The 16,800-nt window shown below is 71.2% G+C and carries 15 protein-coding genes and 2 pseudogenes; 9 read left to right on the forward strand and 8 right to left on the reverse strand.

Going from position 1 to position 16,800, the window contains the following annotated elements:
* Positions 1 to 204: 204 nt before the first annotated feature.
* Entirely contained in the window at positions 205 to 1,944 is a 1,740-nt protein-coding gene (locus tag HUT19_RS34000) for a PKD domain-containing protein (protein WP_254885925.1), read from the reverse strand.
* Positions 1,945 to 2,270: 326 nt separating this feature from the next.
* Here HUT19_RS34000 and HUT19_RS34005 point away from each other — a divergent pair, with 326 nt between their 5' ends.
* A complete protein-coding gene (locus tag HUT19_RS34005) occupies positions 2,271 to 2,726 on the forward strand; it encodes a hypothetical protein (protein ID WP_176184104.1) in 456 nt (151 codons plus the stop codon).
* Here HUT19_RS34005 and HUT19_RS34010 read toward each other — a convergent pair.
* Complete coding sequence (locus tag HUT19_RS34010; protein WP_254885926.1) at positions 2,630 to 3,685, reverse strand: AraC family transcriptional regulator; 1,056 nt, start codon at positions 3,683 to 3,685, stop codon at positions 2,630 to 2,632. The genes HUT19_RS34005 and HUT19_RS34010 overlap by 97 nt on opposite strands.
* Before the next feature lie 57 nt (positions 3,686 to 3,742).
* On the opposite strand from HUT19_RS34010, the pseudogene HUT19_RS44415 reads away from it, so the two are divergent.
* The 7 genes and pseudogenes from HUT19_RS44415 to HUT19_RS43475 form a co-directional block, all read left to right on the forward strand.
* Positions 3,743 to 4,204, forward strand: a pseudogene (locus tag HUT19_RS44415) (SDR family oxidoreductase); the annotation flags it as partial.
* 70 nt (positions 4,205 to 4,274) lie between these two features.
* Positions 4,275 to 4,571: a hypothetical protein gene (locus HUT19_RS44420; protein WP_368661755.1), complete on the forward strand. Its 297-nt coding sequence runs from the start codon at positions 4,275 to 4,277 to the stop codon at positions 4,569 to 4,571.
* Positions 4,572 to 4,587: 16 nt separating this feature from the next.
* Positions 4,588 to 5,637, forward strand: coding sequence for a 3-oxoacyl-ACP synthase III family protein (locus tag HUT19_RS34020; RefSeq protein ID WP_254885927.1), 1,050 nt, complete (start codon positions 4,588 to 4,590; stop codon positions 5,635 to 5,637).
* A 47-nt stretch (positions 5,638 to 5,684) separates the two neighbouring features.
* Entirely contained in the window at positions 5,685 to 6,359 is a 675-nt protein-coding gene (locus tag HUT19_RS34025) for a hypothetical protein (protein WP_176184106.1), read from the forward strand.
* A 33-nt stretch (positions 6,360 to 6,392) separates the two neighbouring features.
* The gene (locus tag HUT19_RS34030) at positions 6,393 to 8,171 is read left to right on the forward strand and encodes a thiamine pyrophosphate-binding protein (protein ID WP_176184107.1); all 1,779 of its coding nucleotides are present in this window, start codon (positions 6,393 to 6,395) and stop codon (positions 8,169 to 8,171) included.
* A 379-nt stretch (positions 8,172 to 8,550) separates the two neighbouring features.
* On the forward strand, positions 8,551 to 9,678 hold the full coding sequence (locus HUT19_RS34035; RefSeq protein WP_176184108.1) for a histidinol-phosphate transaminase: 1,128 nt from the start codon (positions 8,551 to 8,553) through the stop codon (positions 9,676 to 9,678).
* A gap of 158 nt (positions 9,679 to 9,836) precedes the next feature.
* Positions 9,837 to 10,019 (forward strand): annotated as a pseudogene (locus HUT19_RS43475) (ABC transporter substrate-binding protein); the annotation flags it as partial.
* Between the two features lie 373 nt (positions 10,020 to 10,392).
* On the opposite strand, the gene HUT19_RS34040 reads toward HUT19_RS43475, so the two are convergent.
* A complete protein-coding gene (locus tag HUT19_RS34040) occupies positions 10,393 to 10,668 on the reverse strand; it encodes a transposase (RefSeq protein ID WP_176184109.1) in 276 nt (91 codons plus the stop codon).
* 71 nt (positions 10,669 to 10,739) lie between these two features.
* Between HUT19_RS34040 and HUT19_RS34045 the strand changes: the two genes are divergently transcribed.
* A complete protein-coding gene (locus tag HUT19_RS34045; RefSeq protein WP_176184110.1) occupies positions 10,740 to 11,429 on the forward strand; it encodes a phosphatase PAP2 family protein in 690 nt (229 codons plus the stop codon).
* A gap of 7 nt (positions 11,430 to 11,436) precedes the next feature.
* On the opposite strand, the gene HUT19_RS34050 is transcribed toward HUT19_RS34045, so the two are convergent.
* The 5 genes from HUT19_RS34050 to HUT19_RS34070 are packed head-to-tail and all read right to left on the reverse strand — an operon-like array spanning position 11,437 to position 16,798.
* Complete coding sequence (locus HUT19_RS34050; protein ID WP_176187620.1) at positions 11,437 to 12,780, reverse strand: glutamate-1-semialdehyde 2,1-aminomutase; 1,344 nt, start codon at positions 12,778 to 12,780, stop codon at positions 11,437 to 11,439.
* Between the two features lie 7 nt (positions 12,781 to 12,787).
* Positions 12,788 to 13,339 (reverse strand): dTDP-4-dehydrorhamnose 3,5-epimerase, encoded by a 552-nt coding sequence (gene rfbC, locus HUT19_RS34055; protein WP_176184111.1) that lies wholly within the window; start codon positions 13,337 to 13,339, stop codon positions 12,788 to 12,790.
* The gene (locus tag HUT19_RS34060; protein ID WP_176184112.1) at positions 13,336 to 14,568 is read right to left on the reverse strand and encodes a polysaccharide pyruvyl transferase family protein; all 1,233 of its coding nucleotides are present in this window, start codon (positions 14,566 to 14,568) and stop codon (positions 13,336 to 13,338) included. The genes rfbC and HUT19_RS34060 overlap by 4 nt, the downstream gene beginning before the upstream one ends.
* Positions 14,565 to 15,512: a glycosyltransferase family 2 protein gene (locus HUT19_RS34065; protein ID WP_176184113.1), complete on the reverse strand. Its 948-nt coding sequence runs from the start codon at positions 15,510 to 15,512 to the stop codon at positions 14,565 to 14,567. The genes HUT19_RS34060 and HUT19_RS34065 overlap by 4 nt, the downstream gene beginning before the upstream one ends.
* Positions 15,509 to 16,798 carry a hypothetical protein gene (locus tag HUT19_RS34070; protein WP_176187621.1) on the reverse strand — a complete coding sequence of 430 codons (1,290 nt, stop codon included), beginning with the start codon at positions 16,796 to 16,798 and terminating at the stop codon, positions 15,509 to 15,511. Before HUT19_RS34070 ends, HUT19_RS34065 begins: the two co-directional genes overlap by 4 nt.
* Between the last annotated feature and the right edge of the window lie 2 nt (positions 16,799 to 16,800).

A 16,800-nucleotide genomic window follows, 5' to 3' on the forward strand; every position in this document is an offset into this window, starting at 1 on the left:
TCCGCCGGCGTCCTGGTGGTGGAGGCGATATCGACGGCTCGTCCGGGCCGGTTGCCCGGACTGCTGCAAGCGTCGCACTCAACCAGAGCCGGGGCCGCCCCTCGCGGAGTGCGCGGGCTGCCGCCGGTCCGCCGCGAGAAACGGTCGGCCGGCCGTCCCGAGGGGCGGCCCGGCGTCTGCGAGCCGCCCCCTTGGACGGAGCCTTCAGTCCGTGGTGACGGCTCGGGCGGCCTCGGCCAGGACCGACCCGCCATCCTGACCGGTCATCACGACACGTGGCAGCCAGGGCCCCTTACGGTCGTAGGCATGGGTGACGGCGGCCTCGCTGGTCTCCTGCTGCGTACCGTCGCCGAAGTACCAGTGGTAGCGGTACCCGGCGGCGGGCGGCTTTCCGTCCACCGTCACCGACATGCGCACCTCGCTGCCGACATGCGCGTTCTCCGGGACGTTCAGCTGTGCCCCAGGTCCCCGCGGGGGGAGGCGGAACCACTCGCGAATACTCGGGTTGAGGAGAAAGGCATCGGCGTACTGTCGGGCGCCCTCGATGTCGGGGTGAGCGACCGCCGCGGTCAGACACTGCGCCGGAGTCGCGCTCAGCTCGGGGCAGGCCCGGGTGCGCAGCGGGAACGCCGGGTCGGTCACCGGAGTGCCCCAGACCTTGGAGTCACGGGTGAGAACGGCATTGTCCACGGTGAACAGTCCGTCGGCCGCGGTCGCGTACGGACCGTCCGCGGATGCCTCGTTGGCGGCGTCCGCCGCCTGACGGTAGGCGGCATTGGCCAGTTGTGTGTACTGCTCGTAGCGCTCGGCCACGTTGCCGAGGGCGCTCTTGCAGGCGGTCAGCCGTGCCCCGGTCACTCCAGGGCGCGAACAGGTCTTCACCGGGATAGGCGAAGTGCTGCGGCTCAGCGCGTAGTAGAAGTCGGCCACGATCACCTTCGGCCGTCCCGGCAGGGAGTGGGCTTTCTCGATGGCCGCCCGCATCCCTCGTCCGCCGTATCCGACCTTTGCGCCGCTGAAGTAGGGCACGTCCTTGGCCGGGTTCTCCGCCGCCGCGCCGATGCCGGAGCACTCGCGCTTCACTGCCTCGGGCAGGTTCTCCGAGCCGGGGGTGATGCCGACGCCGATGCCCAAGAAGGGATCGAGGTCGTTGATGCACCCGTTGATCACGACCAGATCGAGACCGTAGCCGCCCGCCCGCGCCTGGGCGCCCGCCTTCTCCAGTTGGCAGAACACATCCGGCATTTGCTGAGTGACCTCGCCGAACTCCATCTCCCCGTCGCCGTCCGGATCCTGCTTCTCCGTCGTGTCCAGACAGGCCGCGTCATCGTTGCCCGGGGGCAGCTCGGGTGCGTCGAGCACCGCTCCGGAGATCGAGTAGTCCATGTTCTGATGGCCCCGGCCGGTCTCGCGGCCGAGCAACTGACCTGTCAGATAGGGAAACTTTTGGTCGTGGTCCAGGCCCTGCCCCCAGACGACGGAGTCACCGACGGACGCCACCCGCACCGGGTCGCACCCCCGGCGTACCGTGTCCCGCCAGACCTTGCCATAGCGGCCGGGCGCATGGCCCCCGGCCGTGGCGGCGATACGGGCGTCGACCCGCAAGGCGGTCTCGGTTGTGGGCACCCGGTCGAAGGGGATGGTGAACTCCGCCGTGCCGACCTTGGCGGCCATGACGAGGCGCCCACCGGCCAGCTGCTCCCCACCGGCACGTACACGCCACTCCACGGTGGCTCCGGCCTTCGCCGCGGCGGGGTCGTAGACCTGCACCCGGCCGCGCACGGCTCCGCTGCACACCGGATTCGGCGTCAAGTCCACATCAAGGACCAGGGGGAACGCCGATCCCGGCAAGGCGCTGGTCTGCGCCGCTGCGGGGAGCCCGCTGAGCAACTGGCCGAGGAGTACGACGGCCGCGCCGACCGCCGCGAAACGCCTCGCCGCCAATGAGCGACGGGCCACTCCCGGCCCGCCGGGAACGGAACCCGCGCCGGTGCCCGCCCGCCTTGGCGCAACCCACCGCGACCACGCTGATTTCACGCCAACGCCCCTTTCCTCGCTGCTCTTTCGGTCCGCTTGGAGTCAACTGAAATCCGCATCGGTAGGGATGATGGCAGTCGGGAGACCGGCATGGGCTGCGAGCGGTGTCCCATACTGAGTGAGACTAATCACTTACCCGCAGTTATGGTCTGCCCCGCCTCCAGCACCAGGGCCCGGGTCATCCGGCCGACGGCCCGAAGCCGGTCACCCGTGGGCGCCCGACCGGCCGCTCGGTGCCGCCGGAGCTCGCCACCACCGTCTACAGCGCCGCGCAGGAGTCGTTGACCGATGCGCGCTGGCACGCGGAGGGGGCGACGCACATCGAGGTGCGGGTCGCGCCGCACCCCGAGGTGCCGGACCGCCTGGAGGTGTCGGTGACCGACGACGGCCACGGCCAGGGCCAGGGCGGGCCCATGGGCGGGGACCCGGCGGACGCGGCGAACATCCAGCGGAATCCGGCCGCACGCCACCGCGTCGAGATCGCCGCAGGGGCGTGGGAGACGGGCGTCCGCGAAGGCGAGGGGAGCGCCTGGCACTCCGGTGAGAGGGCCGGTTCTCGCGAGTGGACCAGGGACATGCGGGATGCGTGGCTTCACAACAGCCCGCCGCCCAACCCCTCCCGGTACTCGTTGGGGCTGACCCCCCGCACCCGCTTGAAGGTGCTGCTGAGCGAGAACGCGTCCGCGTAGCCGACGGTGCGGGCGATGCTGTCCAGGGTCTGACCCGGCTCGGTCAGCAGACCGGCGGCGAGGGTGATGCGCCACTGGGACAGATAGCTGATCGGGGGCCGGCCGACCAGGGTGTGGAAGCGGCGGGCGAATCCGGAGCGGGAGAGTCCGACGGTGTCGGCCAGTTTGCCGACGGTCCACGGGCGGGCCGGGTGCTGGTGCAGCAGTCGCAGCGCGTGCCCTATGGCGGGGTCCGCCATGGCCCGGCGCCAACGCGGCGGTTCGCTGTCCTGCCGCTCCCACCACGTGCGCAGCGAGACCATGAACAGGAGGTCGAGCAGCCGGTCCAGGACCACGGACTGGACCGGTTCGGGGCGGTCGACCTCGGTGCCGACGAGTTCGAGGATCCCTTCGACACCGGTCGCGCCGGACAGCACCAGGACCGGAGGCAGCGACTCCAGCAGCCATGGGGAAACATCGCCGGCGAATCGGTAGGCGCCCCGGATGAGGGCCGTGACCCCGTCGCGATCCGCCCGGTCGTCCGCCTCGCCGTGCCCATGGCCGCGCTCCCCGTGGGGCCGCTCGCTGGAGGTGCATCCCGCCGGGGTCCGCCGGCGGTCGCCCGCCCTGTCGAGGGGTTCGCCGGCCGGCGCGCACCGGTTCGGACCGTGGACGACGATGTGCGCCGGGGTGGCGGGGTGGTCGGCGAGGGTGTGCGGCTGCGGACCCCGGACGATGGCGACATCGCCGGCGTGCAGCCGCCTCGGCGGCTTGCCGTCCATGAGCAGCCAGGCGCTGCCTCGTACGACGGCCTGTATTGACACCGGCGCCGCGTCCGAGTAACAGACAGACCACGGTGGTTGAACGATCGACCGTGCGACGGCGGCACCACGCGCCCTGGAATGCCGAAGTAAGTCCGCGAGCACATCCACGGGCTCACCGTAGACGAACGCACGTGCGTATCGTGGACGAACGGACATGCCCGGTGGACGCTCAGCCATGCCATCGCGGGCCCGGTGTCCGGTTGGATCCGAGGCATGACGCAAACCGTGACCGTCCTCGGGGGGACTGGCAAAACCGGGCGCCGCGTGGTCAGCAAGCTTCGCGTCGGAGGGCACACCGTCCGGCCCGTTTCGCGTTCGACAGAGACCTCTTTCGACTGGCTGGACGATTCCACCTGGCAGAGCGCCCTGACCGGCGCGGACGCCGTGTATCTGGTGCCGCCGGCGCTGCCGAGCCAGCAGGTGGCCCTGGTGCCGGTTTTTGTGCGGCGGGCCGTCGATCTGGGTGTGCGGCGGCTGGTGCTGCTCTCCGCCCGGGGTATCGACCGCGCCGCGATTCCGGATGCGCTCACCTGTGAGGACGCGGTGCGCAACTCCGGGGTGGCGTGGACCGTGGTGCGTCCGGCGTGGTTCGCGCAGAACTTCAGCGAGGAGTTCTTCCAGCAGCAGGTGGTGCAGGGCGTGATCGCGGCGCCCGCGGGCGACGGCAAGGTCCCGTTCGTGGACGTCGAGGACATCGCCGAGGTCGCCGTCGCGGGTCTCACCGACGAGCGGGCGGATCTACGAGTTGAGCGGGCCCGAGGCGCTGTCGTTCGGCCAGGCCGCCGCGCTCATCGGCGAGGCACTGAACCGTCCGGTGCGCTTCCTCGACATCACGCCGGAGGAGTTCGTCGGCGGCGCCATCTCGTCCGGGTTGCCGGACGAGCACGCGGGGCTGCTCGCGGGCCTGTTCGAGGTGATCCGGAACGGGTGGGACGAGCGGTTGAGCGAGGGGGTGCAGCAGGCGCTGGGGCGGCCGCCCGCCGGTTTCAAGGCGTACGTCAACCGCTCCGCGGCCGAGGGCAAGTGGGGAGAACCGCGGTAAGCAAAGGGGAACCTTGGTGACCAACGGGGGAATGTGGAAGGCCATGGGGGAGTGCATGTCGCTGTCCGCGCGGATAGTCGATGTTGTCAGCTTTATGCCTGATCGAGTGGTCTCGAATGCCGAGCACTCGCACGGTGACGACGAATTGGCGGAGCACGCCTTTTTCCGGGGAGTCGCGGAGCGTCGCTTCGCCTCGCCGGAGTACTCGTCGGCGGATCTCGGGGTCCGTGCCGTACAGAAATTGCTCGACCGGACCGGAATGTCTGCGAGCGAGCTGGATCTCATCATCTACAGCTGCCAGTTCAATGACACGTTCTGGCCGGGTATCGGACCGGACGTCCAGGGCCGGGTCGGCGCGGACGGGGCGACGATCCTTCAGGTCGACACGAGCTGCTGTTCGTGGCTTTCCGGACTGCGTACGGCGCAGGCGTTCATCGAATCCGGGCAGCACCGGAACATCGTGGTGCTGACGGTGACCAACTTCGTCTCACGGCTTCCCGAGTTCCAGCGCTCCACGCGCTCGCGGGTGCTCGGCGACGGAGCCACGGCGACCCTGCTGACGCCCGGAGACCCGTCCATCCTCGCCGGGTTCGAGCGCTCGCACGGCGCGCACTACGGGCTGCTGCGCTTTGAACCCGACGTCGTGGACGGCGTGTTCAGGAACTACTGGGAGCGGGGCTGCGGTCCGATCACGGTCAATTTCACCCGTGAGCGGCTGGAGCTGCTGCGGGAGAACGCGCTGACGCTGGTGCCGGAGGCCGTGGCGCATGCGCTGAAACAGGCCGGGGTGACGGCCGAGGACGTATCGCTGCTCATCACCCACCAGCCCAATGAGGAGTACATCGCGGAGTGGCGCCGGCGGTGCGGTATCGACAGACCGCGCGCTCACGACACACTCGCCAAGTACGGCAATCTCTTTCACGGGTCGCTTCCGGTGACCCTCGCGGACGCCTTGGACCAGGGTCTTGTCCGGCAGGGCGATCTGCTCGCATTCGGCACGTTCTCCAACGGGGGCGACATGGTGAGTGCGATGACCGTGCGGTGGAACGGTAATCCGCAGACGTGAATGACGAATGACGAATGACGAATGACGAATGACGGGGGAGCGACCTCATGACAGCACCGTCCCACAACCGGCCACTGGACGGCGCGGACCTGCCCGCTCTGGATCTCGTGCGCTGTGAGAACACCAGCAGCGGCGACATCGAGAAACTGATGCGCGACATGACGAAGGAGACCTACTCCCACGAGGAGATATTCGGCCCGTACTGCTCGCTCGCCGAGTACATCGATGTGCCGTACGACGTGGTCTTCGAGTACTGCGCGAATGTGCACTCCCTCGAGGAGTGGACGTTCAGCATCCGGGATCTGTCGTATGTCGGCGGCGGTCTGTACCGCGGTCGGGAGGCGATCCAGCCGAACACCGAGATCTTCGTCCGCGCGGACCCGCTCAAGGGCCCGGAGCACGGTCTCATCAATTACCCGTGTGCCTGGGACCAGGGCCACGAACTGTGGATGCGCTACTACTTCACCGTCATCGACGCCACGCGGACGCTCAACCGGCCCGGCACGGTGGTCCTGTGGACCAACTGCAAGCATCCGTACTACGACCGCGCGGTCACCGACGTTCCCGAGTACATCCGCGCGGGCCGGGCCAGGACCGACCGCTACTGGGTCGGCGACATCTGGCCGCAATTCGATGCGATCCACAAGATCGAGACCCGGAACCTCAAGACCATTCTCGAGACCCGCTTCGGCGCCGGGACACAGATCACGCCCGCGGACTGAGCGGGCGGCAAGCACACGCGGGGGATCAGAGAAATGCGCGTTTCCGATGCGCTCGTCATGCTCCTGCGCGACTGGGACACGAAGTATGTGTTCGGGGTCAGCGGAGCGAACATCGAACACCTTCATGATGCGATCCACCGGCTCGGGAAAGGGGAACTCCGGTCGGTGATGGCCCGCCGGGAGGACGGTGCGGCGTTCATGGCCGATGCCCGGGCGAGGGTGCACCGCACCCTGGGGGTCTGCTGTGCGACGTCGGGCGGGGCGATGATGAACCTCGGCGTAGGGCTCGCCGAGTCGTATGCCGAGTCCGTTCCCGTGCTGGCCCTGATCGGCCAGCCGCCCACCGCCCTGGAGGGCCGGGGCGCGTTCCAGGACTCGTCGGGCATCGGCCGTACGGTCGATGCGGAGGCGATGCTGGGCGCGATCACCAAGAAGGTCGTCAAGCTGGGCCCGCCGGAGACCTTCTGGCGTGATGTGCTCGACGCCGTACGGACCGCGCTCAGCGGGCGGCCCGGGCCGGTGGCGGTCCTGGTACCGCGTGACGTGTTCGAGGCCGAGGTCGGGGACCGTCCCGACGGCTTCCCCGCGACGCTCGCGGAGGTGGCGGAGCGCCCGACGTTCGATCGCGAGGCGGCGCGCACGCTCTTCGACGAGATACGCCGGGCGAAGCGGCCGGTCCTCGTGCTGGGGCACGGAGTGCGCAGGAGCGGCAACCCGTCGGCCGTGGTGCGGTTCGCCCGGCGTGCGGGGCTTCGCGTGGCGACCACGATGTCCGCGCGGGCGGAGTTTCCCAATGACGATCCGCGCTACCTCGGTGTGCTCGGTGTGGCCGGCCACAGCTCCGTGGCGGACACCGTGCTCGACGCCGACCTCGTGGTCGCCGTAGGCACCGGGCTGAACACGATGACCCGCGGCCCGGTGCCGGAGCTGAACGGCGCGGCGGTGGCCGTGGTCAACCCCGACCCCGGTGAGGCCGTCCGGGCCGTCGCCCCGCGGATCGTCGTACGGGGTGATGCAGGCGTCACCTTCGAGCATCTGCTGCGGCTGTGGGACGCCGAGCCCTTCGAGGCGCCGGAGCCGGGCGCGTACGAGCTTCGCCGGTTCCGGCCCCGGCTTGCGCCCCCGGTGCCGTCCCGGCCGCCCGGGAACGGTGCCGACGGCGACGATCTGCTCCAGAGCGAGGCGATCTCGCTGCTGACGGCGTACCTCCCCCGTGACGGTCATGTGGTGCTCGACGCCGGGAACTGCGCGTCGGCGGCCATCCACCTCTCCCATGTGCCGGCCGGCAGCACCTCGACGATCGCGCTCGGCATGGGCGGGATGGGCTACAGCCTGGCCGCCGCGGTCGGCGCGCAGCTGGGCTCGCCGTCCGGCACCCGCACCACCGTGCTGTGCGGTGACGGCGCCTTCCTGATGAACGGGCTCGAACTGCACACGGCCGTCGATCTGCGGCTCCCGGTGCTCTACGTCATCTTCAACAACAACATGCACGGCATGTGCGCCACCCGCCAGCAGACGTTCTTCGAGTCGCGGATCGAGTGCGTCCAGTACGCACCGGTGGACATCGCCCAGGTGGCCCGCGGTCTGGGCCCGCCCGGCCGGCTGTGGGTCGGCAGCGCGGGCACGGCCGCGGAGCTGCGCGCCCGCCTCGCCGACTACCACGAGCGGCACCCGGACCGTCCCGGCGTCCTCGAACTCCGCATCCCCGCCGAGGAGATGCCACCGTTCACCGCGCTCCTGCCGTCGGACGAGCCGACCGTGCCGGTGCCGCGCGCGGCCGACGCGCCGGTCTGCGCGGCCGTCTCGTCGTAGACACGCCGACCCACCGACCGCACCCACCCCGGTGCGGGTGCGCTCGCCCGCCCAAGGAGGGACGTTCCCATGCGACAAATCTCCGGCGGCCACGGCGGCCCGATCACCATCGACCCCAAGGATCCCCGGGCGTTCGTCGCGGAGGCCGGCGCCGTGCTCAACGACCTCCACACCACCCTCTGCAAAGGGCGGGGTGTGCCCCTGCCCGAGGGGCCGTGCCCGAGCGTCGGCCTCGGCGGGCATGCGCCGGCGGCGGGTACACCGTCACCCGCCCGGGGGGCGTCTTCGGCCACGAGCCGTCGATCGCCCCGCCCGACTGACGGGCACGCCCGACGCGCCCAACGCCCTGCCACACGTCATCATCCACGGGGGACCACCTATGGCCACGACATTCCAGCTCAAGCCGGCGCTCGCGCAGCTGGCGCGGTACCGCGCCGGAGGCGTGGCGGTGCTGCGCCGCAGCCCGGAGCGCGGTACGGGCCCGCTCGTCCAACTCGCCCAGAACGAGGGCAGCTACGGCCCGCTCCCCGCGGCCCAGGAGGCCATCCGGTTGGCACTCGCAGCCGGAAACCGCTACCCCGAGGGCGACTACTCCGCCCTCCGCCGGGCCATCGCCGCCCACCACGACGTCCCCGAGGAGCGCGTCTTCGTCGCCGGCGGCACCACCGCGATCATGCATTACCTCTCCCTCTGCCTCCTGGAGCCGGGGGACGAGGCGGTGTTCGGCCGCCCGAGCTTTCTCGCCTACCACCTGGAGACGCTCAAGATGGGGGCCACTGCGGTCGGGGTCCCTCTCACCTCCGGCGGCTCCTTCGACACCGAGGCCATCCTCCGCGCCATCACCCCGCGCACGAAGATCGCCTACCTGGCCAACCCCAACAACCCGTCAGGGGGCCTGCTCACCCGCGCCGAGGTCGCCACCTTCCTCAACCGTCTTCCCGCCCATGTCGTCCCGGTCCTGGACGAGGCGTACTTCGAGTACGTCGACGGCCCGGACCACCCCGACGGCATCCGTGAATTCGCCGCCCCGGCCACCGGGGCGCACGCCCACCGCCTGGTGGTCCTGCGCACGTTCTCCAAGATCTACGGTCTCGCCGGCCTCCGCGTCGGCTACGCCGTCATGCCGCCCGAGCTCGTCCAGGCGGCCATGTCGGCCCAGGTCCCCTTCGAGGTCAACACCCTCGGCCTGGCCGCGGCCGAGGCATCCCTCACCCAGGACATCACGCACCGCCGGCAGGAGACGATCGCCCACCGCGAACTCCTCGCCGACGCCCTCACCGGCCTCGGAATCCGCCATCTGCCCTCGGCCGGCAACTTCCTCCAGGCCCGCGTCGGCAACGCCGACACCGTCGCCGCCGAACTGGAACGCCACGGAATCCTCGTACGCTCCCTCACCACCTGGGGCGCGCCCGACAGCGTACGCATCACGATCGGCACCCGCGCCGAACTCGATCACCTCATCGCGGCCCTGCCACGCACGTCCTTCACCCGGCACCGACGGGGCTGACCTCGAACTGGGGCGGATGCCGTGTCCGGCATGGTCACCCAGGTGCGTCCGCCACGGTCAGACGAGATGAACGCGTGCTGCCGGGCCTTGCCGCTGTGCGATCCGGCCCGCGATCTGGGCGAACCGCGACCGCATCGTCACCCGGGAGACGCCCCCGCATGACTACGCCACCACCGCCACCTGAGGCGGAGCGGACTGATGGGTCACCCGTCCGGATCGGCGCTCTCGTTCCGCTGACTCGGCCTGGCTGGATCGAGGCGGGCCGCCACGTGCTCGCTGGACTGGAGCCGGCCGCTCGCGATGTCAATGACGCCGGCGGTATCGGCGGAAGACCACTCGAGCGCCCTCCTTCGTCGCCTTCGAGGGTTACGACACGGTCGCCGTCCTCGCCGATGTGCTGCGTTCTCCCGCACGCCGGGCATCAGCGTCTGGCAATGGGCTCGGACGCCGATCCAAGTCGTTGGTCGAGATCCGGCGGAACCCGATCGCTTGCGGATCCTGCACGCCGGCTGAGAGACCCTCGTCCTGGATACCGGCTTCCCTCTGCGGGGAGGCGGGTGTGCGAGCACGGGCGAGCCCAGCGCAGCGGTTTGCCGCGACCGCATTGTTGGTTAGGGTGGCGAGGAGAGGCTGATTCCGATGGCCTTGGCCAGGGTGGTGGACAAGCTGGCGAGTTCGGGGCCGCGCAGGCCGATGGCTCCCGCGCGGGCCAAGTCAGACACGACGGGGGGCTCGTTGGGCGACGGTGTGCGATGGGTCGTGCACGCGCTCATCGGCCCGGGTGGTGGTGGCCGCGACGATGCCGTTTCCGACCTGCCCGCGGGAGCCGAGGTACTGACGGGCATGGGCCGTGGCGCGCCCGGACTCACGGTCACCGGAGTCGTCCGTAAACAACGTCCAGCCGTCGTGGGGAGCGGTCGTCGGCGCGGGCATCAGCAGGTCGATCCGCCGGTCGGTGACCGACTCGTGGTCCCACGGGGACTGGGCCATGAGGTCAAGCTCCGGAACGCCATCTACCGGTCACGGCACAGCACCGTACGTCGACCGGACGCGGTGGGCGGGTGACCGGCCGGTCGGAGCAGCCCGCGGTGCTGCCCCCACCGCTGCGTGTGTGGCTCGGGCCGATCGCGGCCCTCGCCGCGCTGGTGGTCGTCGTGCTCGGAGTCGTGTATGCCGACCACAGCCGGCCCGGCAGTGTGGACAGATGGATCGTCCAGCCGACGGCGGACAGTGTGCGGCCGCCGTGCCGGAACGTCGCTCTGACCATCGACTTCTTGGGGGAGCCCGCCGGAGCGGCGGTGTTGGTCGTGGCCGCCGTGGCAGGCTGCCTGCTGCTTCGGCGTCCTCGCGCGGCGGTGTTCGTCGTTGCCGGGACGGGCATCTCCGTGGTGACGGCGACGCTGCTCAAGTCCTTGGTGGGACGCACTATCCACGGCGCCGACAACCTGTCCTATCCGAGCGGGCACACCGCCTTCGCCACCGCGCTCGCCCTCGCGACGGCGCTGCTCGCGACCGGCCGGCTCCGCCTCGGCGGGACGGCCGCCACATCACTCGTGCTCGCCGCGGCGTTGGTGGCCGGCGCCGCGATGGGATGGGCGCAGGTTGCCCTGGGCGCGCACTACCCGACCGACGTCCTCGGCGGCTGGTGCACCGCGCTGGCCCTGGTCCCGGCGTCCGCGTGGCTGGTCGACAGCACGGCCGACCGGCTGGTCGATCGGATGGCCGACGCCGGTCGGCAGGAGCGTCGCTGACGTCACGTCACACCAAGCGGCGGAATACGGGCTTCACCGGCCGTCCGGCCAGCCAGGGGGTGGGGTCAGCGTCGTCAAGTGCCTTCCGGTACACCGCACATGCCTGGGCCACCACCTCGACGGTGCGGTCGATGTCGGCGTCGGTGAGGGCGCTGCTCACCACGAACGACGGGGCCAGCACCCCGCCCGCGAGGAGCCTGCGCAGGAACAGGGTGCGGTACCGCTGCGACGGCCGGCGGTTCTCGTCGAGGGTGGCGAAGACCAGGTTGCTGGCCCGGCCCCGGACGACGATGTGGTGGCCGACGCCCATGCCGGCCGCGGCGTCGCGGACACCGGCGGCCAACCGCTCGCCGAGGGCGTGCAGCCGCGCGGTGACGCCCTCTTCGACATAGGTGGTCTGCACGGCCATCGCGGCTGCCAGGGAATGTGTTTCCGCACCGTGCGTGGTGGACAGCAGGAACACCCGGTCGCCGGAGTGACGCAACCCGCCCCGCTCCATCAGTTCGCGGCGCCCGGCCAGCGCGGAGACGGCGAACCCGTTGCCCAGCGCCTTGCCGAACGTGGAGAGGTCGGGGACGACGCCGTACAGACCCTGGGCGCCTGCCTCGGACCAGCGGAAGCCGGTGATCATCTCATCGAAGATCAGTACGCAGCCGTGCCGGTCGGCCAGCTCGCGCAGACCGGCGAGGTACCCGGGCGCCGGCTCGGTGTGGGTGGCGGGTTCGAGGATCAGGCAGGCGACCTCGTCCTGGTACCGGGTGAGCAGCTCCTCCGTGGCGGCCAGGTCCCCGTAAGGGAACGCCACCGTGAGCTCGTTGGTCACCGCCGGAACACCGGCGGACATCGGTGTGGTGCCGATGAACCAGTCGTCGACGGAGAAGAACGGATGGTCGGCGCAGATGGCCACCCTCGGACGCCCGGTGGCGGCGCGGGCGAGGCGCACCGCGGCGGTGGTGGCGTCGGAGCCGTTCTTCGCGAACTTCACCATCTCCGCGGTCGGCACCGTGGCCAGGAAGCGTTCCGCGGCTTCGACCTCCACGATGGACGGCCGGACGAAGTTGCTGCCGCGGTCGAGTTCCCGCCGCACCGCCTCGATCACCCGTGGGTGGGCGTGGCCGAGGCTGACCGACCGCAGTCCGGACCCGTACTCGATGTAGCGGTTGCCGTCGATGTCCCACACGTGGGCACCGCGGCCGTGGCTGATGACCGGGGCCAGGTTCTCGGGGTACTGGTCGTCGCCCTTGGCGTAGGTGTGCGCGCCCCCGGGGATCAGGGCGTGCAGTCGCTCGTTCGCCGCCCGTGACCGGGGCAGGAGGAACTCCTCGGTCCCTTCGGTGTGTTCGGTGTCCACCCCGACCTCACTTCTCACGTTGCTTCAGGACCTCGGCGAGGCTCGGCGCCGCCCGGTCCCGCTGGGACATCGATGTGACCGGCAGCGGCCAGGCAATGGCGAGCTCCGGGTCGTCGAAGGCGATGGTGACGTCCTCGGCCGGATCGTGCGGGCGGTCGATCCGGTACGAGGTGTCGGCGGTCTCGGTCAGCGCCTGGAAGCCGTGCGCGCATCCCGCCGGGATGTACAGGGTCACCTGCGTCTCGCCGGACAGCTCGAAGAAGGCCCGGTTGCGGTAGGTCGGCGAGTCGGGCCGAAGGTCCACGACGACGTCGAAGATCCTCCCGTACGAGCACCGAACGAGCTTGGCCTCACCGGCGCCCGAGCGCAGGTGCAGGCCGCGCAGCACGCCGCGGACCGAGCGGGACACGCTGTCCTGGACGAAGGCGCCCGGGTCGAGCCCCACCGAGCGGACCACGTCGGCGTCGAAGGTGCGGCAGAAGAAACCGCGCTCATCGGCGTACGGCGTCGGCTCGAACAGGTACGTCCCGTGGATGGCCGGGACTTCGGTCGCCTTCATGGTGCCTCCCGCAGGGCGTGGGCGTGGTCGGTCGCCGGGAACAGGGCCGTGGTCAACTCGGCGAATTGGTCCTGCAGCTGCCGGGCAGCGGCCACGTTCCGCTCGGTGAGGGTCTGCCGCAGCTCGGCCGATCGCTTCTCCAGCGCCCGGAACTGCTCGAGCAGCCGATCGGCGTCGACCTCGCGCGCCGGGTGGCAGTACGCGCCGAGACCCATCCGCTCCATGAGCGCGTCGCTCTTCGCCGCGTAGCTGAGCGCCAGCGCCGGTGTGCCGGTCTTCAGCGCGCAGATCAGGTTGTGGTATCGGACCGCCACCACGGTGTCGGCGGCGGCCATCTCGTCCATCAGGTCGGCCAGCGAGGCCGGCTCGGCCGCGGTGACCAGAGGCGAGTCCACCGCGTCGAGGATCGCTGCGACCACCGACGCGTCGCAGATGTCGCCGGTGAGCAGCCGGACCGGTCTGCCCTCCTCGACCAGCGTGCGCACGAACCGGGTCGTCCCGTCGAGATAGCGCCGGTAGATCTCCTCGGCCCGGTCGCGGTCGTCATTGCCCCCGTGGAAGTCCATGACACCGACGCAGACCGGGCCCGGCGCACCGGAGGGCTCGCTCGCCCGCGGTGCGGGCAGGGAGAACGCGAGGTCCGGGTAGACCTTGTCGCGCGCGGTGTCCACGCCCATCGCCCGCATCGCGTCACGGGACTGGTCGTCCCGGTAGGACCGGTACGCGGCCAGCCGTCCCGACCAGCGCACCAGGGCCCGGGTCGGCCGGTTGCGGATCTCGGCGGCCCCGACGCCGACCAGCGCGACCCGGGTGCGCAGCAGCCGGCCGCTCGCGCAGAGCAGGAACAGCGCGTACGGGAAGCCCCACGGCCGCAGCGGCAGCGTGGCCTCCAGGACTCCCATGCCCGGGACGATCACCACGTCGTGCCGGCGCACCCAGGCGGCGGTGCGGAACACGTCGACGAGTTTGCCCAGACCCTTCCCCACGATCGCGCCCGCGCGCGAGGCGGTCCGGTACTCCCCGCGGTACCAGTGCAGCCGGGTCGCGGGAATCCCGAACCGGGCCGTGACGGCCTCGGGCCCGCCGCACAGCGCGTCCACGGCCGCCTCCGGGTGCCGCTGCCTCAGGTACCCGAGCACGGCCTCCAGCGACCCGTCGTTGCCGAGATTGCCGGAGCCGAGCAGGCCGAACACCCCGACGCGTACCTGGGCTCTGTCCGCGGACGTCATGCCTGCCTTCCCTCACGGCCGGCGACCAGGGCGTCGACGGAGACGCTGAGCCGGTCCGGACCGACCGGGGCACGGTCCTCGACCCGCTCGCCGGCGCCCGGCCGGACCCGGCTGGTCATCCATGCGGCCAGGTGGCGGTAGCACGCCCGCCGGTCGGCCGCGGGCAACGGCGCCCGCCGGATCGCCGAGGCGAAGCCCCAGACGTACTCGGCGAGCAGCCGGGGCGTCGGGTGCAGCAGGCCGGCGCGGCGCGGGTCGAGGTTGACGCACCGGGAGCGCTTGGAGGGGTTCGCCCGCTCGGCGCGGGTGGGGTGGTCGCGGCGGAAGTACAGCAGCTCCGGCACCTGGTGGAAGGGCCCGTGCAGGGTGATCTCGGCGACATACGTGCGGTCCGCGTGGTGGTAGCTGTCCATCGGCTTCACCCGGCGCAGCATGTCGGTCCGCATGACCCCGTAGAAGTCGTCGCCGCCGGGCTCGAACAGCAGACTGCGGAAGCGCTCCGGCGCGTGCGGCGAGTCGGTGGCGAGCGTGTACTCGTAGGGGACCTTCACCTTGCCGTCGCCGTCGATGACCGCCTGGCCGGTGTGCGCGAGGATCATCTCCGGCCGCTCGTCGAGTGCCTCCACGCACAGCCGCAGCAGGTCCCGGCCGTACAGATCGTCGTGCGAGGCCCACTTGAACAGCTCGCCGCGGGACTCGGCGAGCACATGGTTGTGGTTCGGTGTGGCGCCGATGTTCCGGGGCAGCCGGATGTACCGGATGCGCGAGTCCTTCGCCGCGTATCGGCGGCAGATGTCCTCGGTCCCGTCGGCCGAGGCGTTGTCGGAGATGACCAGCTCGAAGTCCTCGTAGGTCTGGCCGAGCAGGGCGTCGAGCGACTCGGCCAGGTACTTCTCGCCGTTGTACACGGGCAGGCCGATGCTCAGCCTGGGTTGCGCGGTCATGACGTCCTCACTTCGCGGATCGGTTCTTGAACGTGCTCACGCAGGGCGGCCCGCAATTGCAGCCACCACACGGCCGAACCGCTGACGGTCGCGGCCGCGACGCCCCAGGCCGAGCCGACCGCCTCGGCGGCGGCCGCACCGCCGAGCCCGCCGCCGACGTAGCAGGCGGAGGCGAACAACTGGCAGCGCAGGCCGCGCCGGGCCGCGCCGAGCGCGCGCAGCCCGGCCGCCGCGCCGGTGCCGAGGCCCGCCCCGGCGACGCCGAGGCTGATCGGCACGATGAGCTGAGAGGCGGAGTGCCAGACGTCGCCGAGCACCATCTCGCCGAGCCGGCCGGGCATCAGCAGCAGGGCCGAGCCCCAGAGCAGCGCGCCGGCGGCCTGCCCGCCGCCCAGCAGGAGGCAGAACCTGCCGAGCCGGTGCGGGGCCCGCCGTAGCACCCGTGCCGCCTCCGGGACGGTGACCAGCGAAAGCCCCATGAGCACGGCCAGGAAGGGGCCGAGCAGCAGCTCGGCGCCCCGCACCGCGCCCACCGCGCCGACCCCGACGATCGCGCCGAGCCCGTACGCCCGCAGCTGGCTCGCGCCGCTGAGGCTGACGTTCTCGACCAGGTACCGGTAGCCGAGATCGCGCTGTTCGCGAAGCCACGCGCGCGCCCGGGTCATCCGGGGCCGGATGCCGGACTGGAGGTAGCCGTACCCCGCGGCCACCGTGGCGGACGCGCCCCAGGCGAGCACGAAAGCGGCCACGCTGCCCACACGGGCTGCCACCACCATGGCCGGGACGAGCGCGACGCCCCACACGAGGTCGTTGAGACACGCCTTCCGCCCGGTGCCGGCGGCGAAGAACGCGTACCGCCAGGCGTCCTGGAGCAGCAGCCCCGGCAGCATGACGCCGAGGCAGACGAACGCGGGCCCCAGGCGACCGCCGAGACCGAGCCCGGCCACCAGACACGCCGCGCCGATGGCGGATCCGACGCCGAGTGCGGTCCCGGTCGACCGGGCCACCGCCCCGCGCCAGGACGCGTCCGGCACACCGCTGAAGCGCACCACGAGCGGGTCGGTGGCAAGGCCGCGGGAGACGTTGAGCACCACGCCGTAGGTCACCCAGGCCAGGCTGAAGACGCCGAACGCGGTCACCCCCAGCGAGCGGGCCACGTAGATGCCCACCGCGAAGTTGCTCATGCTGGAGGCCGCCTGGTCGGCCAGGCCCCAGGACAGCCTGCCGAGGAGGGCCCGCCGGGCGGATCCGGCCGGTGGCGTCGTCTTCTCCCCTTCGGCGGTCATCG

Source organism: Streptomyces sp. NA02950 (assembly GCF_013364155.1).
Taxonomy (GTDB): domain Bacteria; phylum Actinomycetota; class Actinomycetes; order Streptomycetales; family Streptomycetaceae; genus Streptomyces.

Excerpts from the sequence above, each read along its gene's own strand:
- HUT19_RS34010 (WP_254885926.1), bottom strand. The coding sequence starts at position 3,685 with ATGTCCGTTCGTCCACGATACGCACGTGCGTTCGTCTACGGTGAGCCC.
- HUT19_RS34025 (WP_176184106.1), top strand. The coding sequence starts at position 5,685 with ATGACAGCACCGTCCCACAACCGGCCACTGGACGGCGCGGACCTGCCC.
- HUT19_RS34030 (WP_176184107.1), top strand. The coding sequence starts at position 6,393 with ATGCGCGTTTCCGATGCGCTCGTCATGCTCCTGCGCGACTGGGACACG.
- HUT19_RS34035 (WP_176184108.1), top strand. The coding sequence starts at position 8,551 with ATGGCCACGACATTCCAGCTCAAGCCGGCGCTCGCGCAGCTGGCGCGG.
- HUT19_RS34040 (WP_176184109.1), bottom strand. The coding sequence starts at position 10,668 with ATGGCCCAGTCCCCGTGGGACCACGAGTCGGTCACCGACCGGCGGATC.
- rfbC (WP_176184111.1), bottom strand. The coding sequence starts at position 13,339 with ATGAAGGCGACCGAAGTCCCGGCCATCCACGGGACGTACCTGTTCGAG.
- HUT19_RS34060 (WP_176184112.1), bottom strand. The coding sequence starts at position 14,568 with ATGACGTCCGCGGACAGAGCCCAGGTACGCGTCGGGGTGTTCGGCCTG.
- HUT19_RS34065 (WP_176184113.1), bottom strand. The coding sequence starts at position 15,512 with ATGACCGCGCAACCCAGGCTGAGCATCGGCCTGCCCGTGTACAACGGC.
- HUT19_RS34070 (WP_176187621.1), bottom strand. The coding sequence starts at position 16,798 with ATGACCGCCGAAGGGGAGAAGACGACGCCACCGGCCGGATCCGCCCGG.